Annotated in this window: 11 protein-coding genes and 1 riboswitch; of the genes, 3 read left to right on the top strand and 8 right to left on the bottom strand. The window is 63.0% G+C overall.

Annotated features, from left to right (window positions below; genetic code table 11):
- Positions 1 to 81: 81 nt before the first annotated feature.
- The gene (locus ACFX4T_RS17445) at positions 82 to 885 is read right to left on the bottom strand and encodes a gamma-glutamyl-gamma-aminobutyrate hydrolase family protein (protein ID WP_377652933.1); all 804 of its coding nucleotides are present in this window, start codon (positions 883 to 885) and stop codon (positions 82 to 84) included.
- A gap of 74 nt (positions 886 to 959) precedes the next feature.
- On the opposite strand from ACFX4T_RS17445, the gene ACFX4T_RS17450 reads away from it, so the two are divergent.
- Complete coding sequence (locus ACFX4T_RS17450; protein ID WP_377653079.1) at positions 960 to 2,096, top strand: LOG family protein; 1,137 nt, start codon at positions 960 to 962, stop codon at positions 2,094 to 2,096.
- An 18-nt stretch (positions 2,097 to 2,114) separates the two neighbouring features.
- On the opposite strand, the gene ACFX4T_RS17455 is transcribed toward ACFX4T_RS17450, so the two are convergent.
- The 3 genes from ACFX4T_RS17455 to ACFX4T_RS17465 all read right to left on the bottom strand — a co-directional run bounded on the left by ACFX4T_RS17455 (position 2,115) and on the right by ACFX4T_RS17465 (position 5,267).
- Complete coding sequence (locus tag ACFX4T_RS17455; protein WP_377652936.1) at positions 2,115 to 3,029, bottom strand: matrixin family metalloprotease; 915 nt, start codon at positions 3,027 to 3,029, stop codon at positions 2,115 to 2,117.
- Between the two features lie 117 nt (positions 3,030 to 3,146).
- Positions 3,147 to 3,983: a matrixin family metalloprotease gene (locus ACFX4T_RS17460; RefSeq protein ID WP_377653081.1), complete on the bottom strand. Its 837-nt coding sequence runs from the start codon at positions 3,981 to 3,983 to the stop codon at positions 3,147 to 3,149.
- 120 nt (positions 3,984 to 4,103) lie between these two features.
- Positions 4,104 to 5,267 (bottom strand): VIT1/CCC1 transporter family protein, encoded by a 1,164-nt coding sequence (locus tag ACFX4T_RS17465; RefSeq protein ID WP_377652939.1) that lies wholly within the window; start codon positions 5,265 to 5,267, stop codon positions 4,104 to 4,106.
- A gap of 278 nt (positions 5,268 to 5,545) precedes the next feature.
- On the opposite strand from ACFX4T_RS17465, the gene ACFX4T_RS17470 reads away from it, so the two are divergent.
- Complete coding sequence (locus tag ACFX4T_RS17470) at positions 5,546 to 5,740, top strand: hypothetical protein (protein WP_216926087.1); 195 nt, start codon at positions 5,546 to 5,548, stop codon at positions 5,738 to 5,740.
- A gap of 12 nt (positions 5,741 to 5,752) precedes the next feature.
- On the opposite strand, the gene ACFX4T_RS17475 is transcribed toward ACFX4T_RS17470, so the two are convergent.
- Together ACFX4T_RS17475 and ACFX4T_RS17480 are read right to left on the bottom strand one after the other, a co-directional pair.
- Positions 5,753 to 6,052 carry a hypothetical protein gene (locus ACFX4T_RS17475; RefSeq protein ID WP_216926088.1) on the bottom strand — a complete coding sequence of 100 codons (300 nt, stop codon included), beginning with the start codon at positions 6,050 to 6,052 and terminating at the stop codon, positions 5,753 to 5,755.
- Positions 6,053 to 6,067: 15 nt separating this feature from the next.
- A riboswitch (SAM riboswitch) is annotated at positions 6,068 to 6,187 on the bottom strand.
- A gap of 200 nt (positions 6,188 to 6,387) precedes the next feature.
- Entirely contained in the window at positions 6,388 to 7,929 is a 1,542-nt protein-coding gene (locus ACFX4T_RS17480; protein ID WP_377652941.1) for a sodium:solute symporter, read from the bottom strand.
- A 266-nt stretch (positions 7,930 to 8,195) separates the two neighbouring features.
- Between ACFX4T_RS17480 and ACFX4T_RS17485 the strand changes: the two genes are divergently transcribed.
- Positions 8,196 to 8,771, top strand: a complete 576-nt coding sequence (locus ACFX4T_RS17485; RefSeq protein WP_017197669.1) for a helix-turn-helix domain-containing protein — start codon at positions 8,196 to 8,198, stop codon at positions 8,769 to 8,771.
- 93 nt (positions 8,772 to 8,864) lie between these two features.
- Here ACFX4T_RS17485 and ACFX4T_RS17490 read toward each other — a convergent pair whose 3' ends face one another.
- Positions 8,865 to 9,707 carry a DUF559 domain-containing protein gene (locus ACFX4T_RS17490; protein ID WP_377652944.1) on the bottom strand — a complete coding sequence of 281 codons (843 nt, stop codon included), beginning with the start codon at positions 9,705 to 9,707 and terminating at the stop codon, positions 8,865 to 8,867.
- Between the two features lie 279 nt (positions 9,708 to 9,986).
- Positions 9,987 to 11,960, bottom strand: coding sequence for an amino acid transporter (locus ACFX4T_RS17495; protein WP_377652946.1), 1,974 nt, complete (start codon positions 11,958 to 11,960; stop codon positions 9,987 to 9,989).
- Positions 11,961 to 12,107: the final 147 nt, after the last annotated feature.

Here is a 12,107-nt window from a genome sequence, read left to right on the forward strand (position 1 = left end):
TACGACGCCCACGGGACGTCATTCGAATGGAGTTATGCGCTTGCCGGGCTTTCAGCTGAGCTGAAAGCGATGCAGTGAGCGTTACTGTACTCCTCCGGGGCCCGCCTGGGTAGGGTTCCGGCACACTTCCACGAACGCTTTAAAGGGCGCCAGTCGCTGGTTATCGGGAAGCTGGGACGCTTCCGGATGCCATTGCACCGAGGCAACCCAACGGGAAGGATCTTCAAGCGCTTCCACCGTGCCGTCGTCGGCGATCGCCGTGACCACCAGGCCTTCACCCACCCTGGCCACCGCCTGGTGATGCCCCGAGGCGATCTTGATGGAGGTCCCTTCCGGGGCGCCATAGAGCGCAGCGGTCTTCGATCCTGGTGCAAGTACAACGTCATGCCATGCCCACTCACTGGCCGTGGGATCGTCGGGATTCAATCCGTTGTGGTTGACGGCCGACGGTGCCATGTCCTGGATCAACGTCCCGCCGTAAAGGACGTTCAACAACTGGTGGCCGCGGCAAATCCCCAGCAGCGGAAGGCCGGCGTCGATCGTGGCCCGGGCGACGTCAATGTCCAGATGGTCCTGTTCCGGGTTGACGTCATACACCGAATCCTCCGGATCCTGGCCATAAAGACGCGGTTCCAGGTCCCCGCCACCGGGCAGCAGCACGCCGTCGAGCGTTTTCATGACGGAGGCCAGACGCCCGGCGCTATCAGCGGAAACGGGGGTCAGCAACACGGGCTGCGCGCCCGCTTCACGGAGCAAATCCACAATAAGGGTGAACAGTTGGTTGGCTTCGCCCACGCGGGCGTCAGGATTGTCCGAGCTGCTAAGGCGAACCGGAACTCCGATACGCGGCCGGGCGCCAGCGCCGCCCTCATCTGAAGTCTTCATGCTTCATCATGCAACGGAACATCGCCTTGCGCGTAAACGGGACTCAAGCCGTTGGGCACTACTACGCTGATGCCATGAATCCCTCCGGTGCCTTGAACCCAAGTCCACGGACGCTCGACGTCGAAAGCATCGTCCATTTCGACAAACTGGTTACCTCCGGGGCGGGATCCATGCACGGCTGGCATGCGCAGTCGCTGGACCTTCGCGGACGTTCGCGCGAACTGAAAATGATGGACCCGCAGGGCGCGATCTTCCTGGGATGCACTTTCGACGACGGCATCGAGGAGAGCCTGCGAAGCCGCGGCGCGCTCATCTTTCCCAAGATGCGCGGCGTGCCCTTCAACCCGTATCGCGGCACCCTCTACACGGCCAGCGAACTCTACGAGGACATTTCCACTACCGAGTATGAAGCCACCCTGGACGCGAGAATTTACCAGTGGAGCATCCTTCCGGGAAAGCGGGCAAGCCTTGACGCAACGCTCGCCGCAGCCCTCCACGACCACGCGATCGGCGACGCCCTGGACGAACTGCTGCAAGACGGTGACCTGGCAGGTACCAAACTCGTGGGCGTCATGGGCGGACACGCCGCGCAGCGCGGAACCAAGGAATTCGCCGACGCCGCGCGGCTGGGTCGCTTGCTGGCGCAAGCCGGATTCACAGTGGCAACCGGCGGTGGCCCCGGCGCGATGGAAGCGGCCAACATGGGCGCCTACCTCAGCGGACTGCCCGACGCCGATTCCACCGCAGCGCTGGAAACGCTGGCTTCCATACCGGGGTTCAGGCCCTCGGTGACGGCTTGGGCGCGGCGAGCAGCCGCCGTCGTCGAACGTTACCCAGAAGGCGCAGCGACGCTGGGCATACCCACCTGGTTCTACGGCCACGAACCACCAAACCTGTTCGCCACCCACATCGCCAAGTACTTCGCCAACGCGATCCGGGAAGCGATCCTCCTCGAGCTATGCAACGGCGGGATCGTGTTCCTGCCCGGTTCTGCCGGAACCGTGCAGGAGATCTTCCAGGACGCCTGCGAAAACTATTACGGAGCCCCCGAAACCATCACTCCCATGGTCCTGGTAGGCCGCGACCATTGGGAACACACCTACCCGGCATGGGCGATGCTGCGGAGCCTCGCGGCCGGGAGGCCCATGGCAGACAGGATTTTCCTGGTGGATACTGTGGAGGACGCGCTCGCAGTGGTGGCCGCGGGCTAGAAGTCCTTGCTGCGCGGGCTAGAAGTCTTTGCTGCAGGGACCCGAGCCGAGCTGGGCAAGGCCCGTCTTGTCCCCGGCGGCGTATTCGCGAACCCACGAGGCTTGGTCGTACATCAGCTGGCGGGGGTCATCCACATGGTCCAAACCTAGAACGTGTCCGAGTTCGTGCATGATCACGGCCGTGCCCACTTCCTTGCCCTGGGGTGAGTCCATGATCCCGGCAAACTGCGGTGCATCCAACGATACCGAGCCGGTCACGTAGGCCTTATAGCCGTTGCTGAGGCCGATGGAGGAACTTCCGCCCAAGCCCACTGTTTGTCCGGTCAGCCGCGGCACCTGCTCCGGCGTGGTCCAGGCAATCAGCACAGGCGCCCAGCGGTCACCGTAGGTGGTGGGCTGGTAGCCGGCCCTGTTGCTCGTGGGGATTTCGGACGTCGGACCGTCATAAATGAACTGCAGTCCGGAGGCGAGGCTGGCCTGCCGAACGGCGTCCTCCACCATGGAATACCAGCTCGTTGGGGCCAGATCTGCGTTGACCACGTAGTGGATCGGCCTGCAAGGGGAGTATGCCAGGGGAGTTCCGTCCTCCTTGACGGCCAGGAATTTGTAGGAAGTGCTGGTCCGCTGCAACGGCGCCGGCGTGCCCAGGGGTGCGTCGGCTTCCTCGAAGCCGGGCAGCGGATCCTGACGTTGGCCAAAGGGAACCAGCCCGGGCCGCGGCGCTTGGCTCTGCGTCGTGGAATCGGACCAGAACTGTTGCAGCTCGCCGCTGAAATATGCGCCGGCGCAGACCAAACCGAGAACGCCGAACAGGAACAGGATGGCCGCGATGCTGCTGTGCTTGATGGGGGGCCGGGGCGGCGGCTTGGCGTGCTGCTGGTAAGGCGGCGGGGGATAGGGGTCTGGCCACTCTGGCGACCCATAAGGTTCCATCGAACCCCCTCACGGGACGGCCCACTCGGACGGTGGGGCGCCGCCGTCGGCCGCTTCCGTCAGGATAGAGCCCATGGGGCCGCGAGTCCATGGCGATTCATGAGAAGCCGCGTTGCTTCAGATGTCCTTGCGGCAAGGAGCCGAGGCCAGGAGGTGAAGACCGTTCAGGTCGCCAGCAGCCAATCCGTCAGGAGCGCCGATCTCCGGGTACATCAGCTGAACCGGATCATCGACATGATCCAGACCCATGACGTGCCCCAGTTCGTGCTGCATGACTGCCAGCACGTAGTCCGAACCGCCTTCCTCGGCCAGAAGCTCAGCCACTTGCGGGGTGTCGAGCTCCAGGCTGCCCGTGATGTAGCTCTTGGGACCATTGTTGAGTGAGTACATGGTGCTGCCGCCCGTACCGATGACGGTGTCAGCCAGCGCCGGAGCCGTCTCGGGCGTGGTCCACGAAATCAGCAAGGGTGCCCACCGGTCACCGTACTTGGACGGTTGGTACGGTTCGCGTTTTGCGGTAGGCAACTCATCGGTGCTGCCATCGTTGATGAACTGGATTCCGGATGCCGCGGAGATATTGGCGATTGCGGTGGCAAGCAGGGCATCCGTACCCTCCGGTGCGGTAGCGGCATTCACGACGTAGTGCAGGGGACGGCACGGTGAGTACCCAACCGGAGTGCCGTCGTCGTTGGTTGCCAGGAACTTGTACGAATCGCTGGCGCTGGCTGGGGGCGGCGGCGATGCCAGCGGGGCGTCCGCCTCGTCGATTCCTGGAGGCGGCGCGTCCAGGGCCCGGGCCGGGGTCTGCTGGATCGGCGCGCTTTTGGGCGAATTGGGCAGGGCCACACCCGGAAACAGCCCGATGATTCGCGGATCGCCGTGGAGCAAACCGCTGACAAGGACAGCCACGACGGCGGCGACACCAGCCATGAGGACGCCGCGAAGAATTCGCAGCATTGTGCCCGCACGACGGTGTTTTGGCGCGCGCAACGGCGGCTGCTCCGAATCCACGGTTCTCCATTCCCTACGCCCCGGTCACGCGGGGCTGCGCGGAGGACGAACCAACATTACCGCCTAGACGATCAACGTTCCGAACGCGAGGCCAAGCCCATAAGTGGCGGCCGCGGCACCCAGGCCGATCGCCAGCTGCCGGAAGCCACGGCTCAGCGGTGAGGTCCCGGACAACAGCCCGACGACGGCGCCAGTCGCCAGGAGCGCGATGCCTACCAGAACACCGGCTACTGTCAGTGCCGCCACACCCGTCATGCCGAAAATAAACGGAAGGATCGGCACGATCGCACCCGAGGCGAAAAAGCAGAAGCTGGACATCGCAGCGCCCCAGGCAGAGCCGACTGTTTCGTGGTCATCGGCGGGCTGCTCCTTCTCGGGTTGCAAGGAGAGGCTGGGATCGCAGTCGCAGCTGAAGAGTCCCATGCGCTCGGCGGCGCGGTGCTCGGCGGCCTCGCGGGTCATGCCGCGGGCCAAGTACACCAGCACGAGCTCATTGTGTTCGATGTCCAAAGAAGGGGCCGCTGTGAGGGTAGCCTGCGTGGGCAGCGTGGCGTTAAGCAACTCCCGTTGCGAGCGGACCGAAACGTACTCGCCGGCACCCATGGACAGGGCCCCGGCCAGCAATCCGGCAACACCGCTCATAAGGACCACCGGGCTGGGAACGCCCGTTGCGGCCATGCCCATGACCAGTGAAAGGTTGCTCACCAGGCCGTCGTTGGCCCCAAAAACAGCGGCGCGGAAGGTACCGGAGAGCCTGTTGCGTCCACGGGTGGCCAGGCCCCTGACAACTTCTTCGTGGATTTGTTCGTCGGCAACCATGGCCGGAGTCGCGGCAGGTTCTGCACCGTAGGGGGAACGGCCTTCCGCTCGCTGGGCCAGGGCGAGCACGAACACCGAGCCGAAGTGCCGGGCCAGGAAGCCAAGTAGCTGGCTCCGGGTGGACGCCCCCTTCGGCATTCCAGCGTGCTCTCCGAGGAGCTTCAGCCAGTGTGCCTCATGCCTTCCTTCTGCCTCGGCCAAGGCGAGCAGGATCTGGCGTTCTTCGCCGTCACGACGTTGGGCGAGTTCCCGGTAGACGGCGGCTTCGGCTCGCTCGTCGGCCAGGTATTGACGCCAGCGCCTGATGTCCGCGGACGTGGGCGGGACCGGTTGGGGCGGTGTTCCGGATCCGGGGGCGGGGTCCGGAGCGGGGCTCGACGAACCGTGGGATTCCTGGTGCTTCTGCACTTTTTCTCCTGTGCTGGGTGGGGTAGTTGCGGCCCCATTGCACGCCCACTGTACCGCTTATTGGCGCGGATTTTTGGCCGGTATTCCTTAGTTGGAATGTTCGGCATGCCTTAATTTGCGAAGCTGCAATCCTCTGCTTCGAGCCTTTCCTTGGGTCCATGTTGGCCGCTGCCTTGACCCTCTTCAGGCACAGTGCTCAGATGGAAGGACAGGGGCGGGGGCCCTCCCCGCACTCGGTCAGCAGGCTGCTTGCCAGCCCACCAGACGGAGGTTGCAGCATGGACACCACCGAACCGCACGCCAACCACCCGGAACGGGAGACCATCGAGTCAGACCCCGCCTACGACTACAGCGAAGACCAGGAAGTCGACGAACCCTGGGTGGAGGAAATCGACGTCCCTGAAGACGACGAGCGGGTTGTCCCCCTGGATGAAACCGAAGAATTCCGCGGGGAAGAAGACGAAGAATTCTAGGACTCTTTTCTTCTAGGCAGGGCCCTCCTCATCCAAGGTGAAATGCCGCTCCAGTCCGGCCGGACGCCCCAGCGCTGCAACAGTCACCGTCAAAGTCCTCGACGATGCACACCACCGCGATGGACGCACAGCCTGGGCAAGAGCACGCGCCAACAGCTGCGCTTCAGGGTGCCGGAACCGGGTCAGGCCACCGTTCAGGAACAGGGTCACAGTCCCACGGACAAGGTCGACGCCGGGAATCACCGGAACGGTGGGCGTCTCGGATTTGGTGGGGGTCGTTTGAGTTGGGCTGACTACACCTTGGTACGGCAAGGACTGCTCCTTTAGGGAGTGCTCTTGCCCGCTCGGTTGTCTCTGGTCCGGGGCGGGCCGCTTCCTCATCCGAACCACCCGTGAACATGGGGTTGGTGTGTGGCCAGTCGGAGCTTTGCGCCACCTCTCTTGAAGCTGGGACCACTGTACTGGAGGAGTGCTGTCCTGAAGAACTGCGGGTGGGTTGTTGTGGGGCCCGGTGTGCGTGCCAAGGGGTGTGGATGGGGCGCAGAGTGGGCCTCGCAGCGCGCGAAGCGGGACGGCAAATGCAACGGCGACGCCGCCCCGGAAAGGGGCGGCGCCGCCGTCGAACATTACTCGGGGCTGGGCGTCAGCTAGCTGGCGTTGTGGCTGCTGACCGGGTGGGCCTCCAGCGGCAGTTCTTCCGAGACTGCCCCGGCCACGCGCTTGTCCCAGGCGGCCCGGACTTCGGGTTCGGTGGGCGGCGTGAGGAGGGAGATCACGACATAGGCCACGAACGAGGCCGCCAGGCCGTAGTAGATGGGTTCGTTGGCGTAGACGCCATCGACGCTCGGAATGACTCCAATCGCGAACAGAATCAACAGTGCCAGGGTCAATACAGAGCCCACTGCCATGGACCATGCAGCGGCGATACCGGTTCCGCGCTTCCACACCAGGCCGCCGAGAATCGCGACGAGGAGGCCGCCCACCAGGATGTCGTAGGCAATGGTGAGGGCAACAACCACGTCCTGCGCGGCCATGGAGATCACCACTGCAACGATGCCCAGGCCCAGAACCCAGTAGCGGTTGGCTTTGACGTCGTGCTCAGGGTTTTCGGTGTCGTCGGTGTTGATGCTCTTGCCGAACCAGCTGGCGACGAACGGAACAACATCTGCGCGAGCCACCGTGGCGGCGGCGATCAGGGCACCTGAAGCGGTGGACATCATGGCTGCAACAGCTGCGGCCATGACCAGGCCGCCAATGCCGATGGGCAGGATGTGCGTTGCCACTTCGGCGTACACCACGTCCTTGCCGAGGTTGGCGACATCGATGTTGGGGAGCGCCACCCGGGCGGCCAGGCCGATCAAGGCACCGGCTACACCGTAAAGGATGCAGTAAACGCCGGCGGTCGCTCCACCCCAGCGTGCAACCTTTGGAGTCTTGGCCGTGAAGACGCGCTGCCAGATGTCTTGGCCGATCAGGAGTCCAAGGGTGTAAACGACGAAGTACGTGATGATCGTCTGGACACCGATGCCGTCGATCTGGAAGAAGCTCGCACCGACGCGCTCACGGATACCATCGAGTCCTCCGGCCGCGTTCATGACGAAGGGGAGCATCAGGAAGAAGATGCCTACGGTCTTGATGATGAACTGGACCTGGTCGGCCAGCGTGATGGACCACATGCCACCGATGGTCGAGTAAACAAGCACAATTGCACCGCCGACGGCGATCGCCATCCAGCGTTCCCAGTCGAAGAGGACTACGAAGATGGTGGCGTATGCGCCGGTGGACGTGGCACAGAGCATGAGGGTGTAGGCGAGCATCACGATTCCGGAGGTCTGCGTGGCCTTGCTGCCGTAGCGAAGGCTCAGCATTTGGGAAACCGTATAGATCTTCAGGCGCTGGATGGTGCCAGCAAAGAGCAAGCTCAGCAGGAGGACGCCGGAGCCGATTGCGACTACCAGCCACATCCCTGAGATGCCGAACTTGTAGCCCAAGCCGACGCCGCCGACCGTGGATGCGCCACCAAGGACAACCGCGGCCATGGTGCCTGTGTAAAGGAAGGGTCCCAGGCGGCGGCCTGCCACCAGGAAGTCGCTGTTGTTCTTGGTGCGGGACTTGCCCCACCAGCCGAATGCAAGCATTGCAAGCAGGTACACCACCACAATGGCGATGTTTATGAACGATGAGTCCATGAGTGGCTCCTTGGAGCTGGTGCACGGAGTTTGGGGGTTTCGACGATACTCCTGGGAAGTGCCGAAGTCTCCGTGCTGATGATGGGAGATTGGGGATCGTGTTGTGCCTCACAGACAACACTTGTTGCCTATGAGGATATGTTGTGATGGGAGTAACAGTCAAGGGGCTTTGGTCATCCTCGGGCTGTTAAGGGCTCCGGAGGCCCGCGGTCCCGCTACTATTGCTGCAATGACAGGGCCCAATGACAGGCCTGAAAGGTTCGTGAATGAAGGCTCTCCCCGTTGAACCAAGCAACGTTCCCGTTGCGATTGGTTCCAGAATCCGCGCAGCCCGCCAGGCGCAGCGGCTCACCATCGAGCAAGTGGCGGACGCGACAGGCCTAACCAAAGGCTTCCTCAGCCGTGTCGAACGCGACCTGACCTCGCCGTCGGTCGCTTCACTTGTAACCCTTTGCCAGGTCTTGTCCGTGTCGGTAGGAGACTTGTTTGCCGCTCCGGAAACGCACCTGACCAGGCGCGACGACGGCCCCCGGATTTCCCTGGGTGGCCAGGGCATTGTGGAGCGCTTGTTAACAGCCCGATCGGAGCGGCGGCTGCAGATCCTTCAGGCCACCATCGAACCGCGGGGTCGTGGTGAAAACGAGCTCTACGCCGTTGACTGCGATGTTGACGTCCTCCATGTGGTGAAGGGACGCATCAAACTGATCCTGACCAACGAGGAGTACGACCTCGAAGAAGGGGACACCCTCTCCTTCCCAGGCAGGGAACCCCATACGTGGGTCAATCCCACGGACGAAACCGTCGAGGTCCTCTGGGTTCTGGTGCCCGCAGCGAGCCGCTAGACCTTCCCGCTGCTCCGCGGTCCGTCCCAGTTGCCCGCCGTTTGCCGTTCGGATTTGGTGAGTGGGCCCTGGAATCCCGTGGCCTGGCCGGGTTCACTGCGTAACGAACCGGGGAGGAGCGTCGCGTGGGAGGCTGAGGACTGCCCGAATTTCTGCAAGCACGCGCTCCGGTTCAAACCAGATGACCTCCGGCGGATACCTCAGCACCAAGAATCCGTTGACCATGGAGGCATTATTCCGTGCAAGGTCATTCCGTAGGGATTTCCTGCTTGAGTGATACGCGAAACCGTCCACTTCCACGATGAGGAAGTCCTCAATGAGAAAGTCGACGCGCCCGATTCCAGGGATCGCTACTTGGGAGTTGAAGGCGATGCCATGAGTGCGAAACAGGTGCTGTGCATCGACCTCCACAATGGACTCCGCACTCAGGTCCAGCTCATTGAGGGCGTCGAGAACAGGCCGCGACCTGTCTCCCCGTAACTGCTCCTTCAGTAGTTCCAATGGCACACCGTGCAAGCGAATCGCCGATGTTGCGATTGCCGTTGATGCGGGTGGTTCCAAGCACGCCATTGCGTGCAGCACGACGTCCTCGACGGCGGCAATGGGGAGAGTGGGATGGGGATCGAACCTGTTGGTTCTGTGTCTGACGAAGCCGAGACCGTGCCCGTGGTTGCAGGCCAAATGGTGGAGATCGGGTGTCTTCCGTAGCCACAGCCCATAAGGCGGGGCGGCGCTGGCGCAGGAGACGTGGGCGTTGTGACGGAGGGCCGCTGCCAACTCTGGTTTGTGTTCCCCAAGCATGAAGACGCCCCGCCGAGGCTGTCGTGCCCCTTGGCTTGAAAGGCGTGCGAGATCCGCGCGCGAGTAGCCTGCGGCCAGCAGTTGCCTGGTTCGGGCAACTCCGCCGATTTTCTGGAGGTACTGGAGGGCATCCATCGGGCCAGTTCACATGCTTCCCGTGTCCCGTGAAATGACCAATTTGCCGTATGTGGGCAACGCCGGATGGACGCCCTCTCCCAGTTCGTGCTCCGAGCCGCCGCGCTCCTCCCCGGTTGCCCCGGATCTCAAACCACCGCCCAAGCGAGGGGCCTGGAAATCCAGGGTTTGCCCGGGGCGTGCCTGGGACAAAAGGGGACGAAGTGGGGAGGAACGAGGCTGGGCGAGAGACCAACCGGGGAGGGGCGCGGCGGCAGGCCGGGAAGCCACGCGGGGCAATCAGCCCACGTGGACCCACGGACGGCGGGTGATGTCCGGCTCAGCCTCACGCAGTACCTCGCGGGTGACCGGCGCGATCTCGCCCTCGCCGAAGAACAGGAACCTGCTGAGGTTGGAGATCGGGTTGCCCTCGGTCCAGCGGAAGTAGATGTGTGGCATGAAACCCGTAACGTCGCGGATGTGAAGCAAGACGGCGGCAAGGGTGTTGGGTACGTTGTTGCTGTGGACTTCCAGGATCTTGAAGCCATGCCGTTTCTTGCCCACTACCTGGAGCTCCTGCTCGAAATCTGAGCTGTCTTCAACAATGATCTCGATGAACACCGCATCGCAATCCAGGGGCAGGTGGTTGGCCTGCTGCGCGTGCTGGAGCTTCTCCCGGTACCGCCCAGCGCTGAGGTGTTTAGGCTCGTGGGCGATGATCCGGACCGGTCCGTCGACGTTGTTCGCAGTGAATTCGAGTGCGGTCTGGTCCATCTTGATATGCGTGGCACGGAGCTCAAAGGCACGCCGGATCCGCGAAATAAAGCTCACTGCCATGATGCCCAGAATGAACAGTGCGGCGATCTTCAGGCCGTCCGGACGCTCGATTGAGTTGACCACGGTGGTGTAGACGAAGACCAAGGAAACCAGCCCGAAGCCGATGAACTGTGCCCGTTGTTTCTTTCGCCGGGCGGAGAGTGTCACAGCGATGGAGGCGGAGGTGATCAGGACGAGTACGCCCGTGGCATAGGCGCCTCCCTGCGCGTTGACGTCGGCTTGGAAAATAATCGTCACGATGAAGGCGATGAGCGTGAAGACCAGGACGAGTGGTCGCAATGCGCGGACCCACGCTGGAGCCATTCCGTAGCGCGGGAGGTACCTGGGGACCAGGTTCAGGAGGCCTGCCATGGCCGAGGCTCCGGCAAACCACAGAATAGCGATGGTACTGACGTCGTACACCGTGCCAAATCCGTCGCCCAGGAACTTGTGGGCGAGGAAAGCCAGGGCCCGCCCATCAGCCTTGCCGCCGGGTTCGAATTCCGCGGCTGGGATCAGCATGACGGTGGTGAAGCTGGATGTTATGAGGAACGAGCTCATGATGATGGCGGCGGTGGTCAGGAGCTTGTGGGCGCCCTTGATCCGACCGGATGGCTTGGCTTCAGTGTCGGAGGGGTCTCCCTTGATCTGCGGCATGACTGCGACGCCGGTCTCGAACCCGGAGAGGCCAAGGGCCAGTCGTGGGAACACCAGCAGCGCAAGGGCAATCATCAGGATGGGATCACCGTGGGATGTGTTCAGTGCGGTCCACCAGTCCGAGATGACCCGGGACTCCGTGAAGACATGGCTGATGGAGACGATGACGACCACAAGGTTCAGTGCCAGGAAGGCGCCAACCAGGACGACGGCCACGTTGATGGCTTCCTTGAATCCGCGCAGGAAGACGATGCCCAGTCCTGCAATGAGGGCCAGCGTGATGACAACCTGCTGGCCTTCCAGGAAGTGCGGAGCAAAGGGGTTCTCAATGAGGTGGGCGGTCGCGTCGGCGGCGGAGAGGGTAATGGTGATCATGAAATCCGTGGCCGCAAAGCCGAGGAGTGCCAGGACGAACAACTTGCCACCCCATCGAGGAAGCAAGCGCTCGAGCATGGCAATGGAACCCTCGCCCCGAGGACTTTCCCTGGCAACGCGACGGTATACAGGCAGTGCGCCAGCCAGGGTGACGAAGACCAGCAGCAGCGTGGCCAGTGGCGACAGTAATCCGGCAGCCAGGGCCGCGATCGCTGGCTGATAGCCCAGTGTTGAGAAGTAATCCAGGCCCGTAAGGCACATGACCTTCCACCAGGCCTGCGGTTTGTGGGCTTCCGCAGGCTTTCCGTGGGGACCCTGCCGCTTGCCCGAGGTATCCGGCATTCCTTCAAGCAGCCATGTTTTGAGGTGGAATGCGCTTTTGTGCCGGTCGGCAGGGTCGGCCGGCGGCCTCGTCAGGGTGGTCACGTTGTCCTTCCGGGCAGCAGTGTGCTGCTCATGCAAGGAGCGTATGGCCGCCTCCCGCGCCTGGACCCCGGTTTTTATGGAATCTTTACGCCTGATGTGACCGGCATCTCATGGGGGCTCGACCCTCAAGAGAACTTGTAAACAGCT

The sequence above is a fragment of the Paenarthrobacter sp. YIM B13468 genome (genome assembly GCF_042788025.1).
GTDB classification, from domain to species: Bacteria; Actinomycetota; Actinomycetes; order Actinomycetales; family Micrococcaceae; genus Arthrobacter; species Arthrobacter aromaticivorans.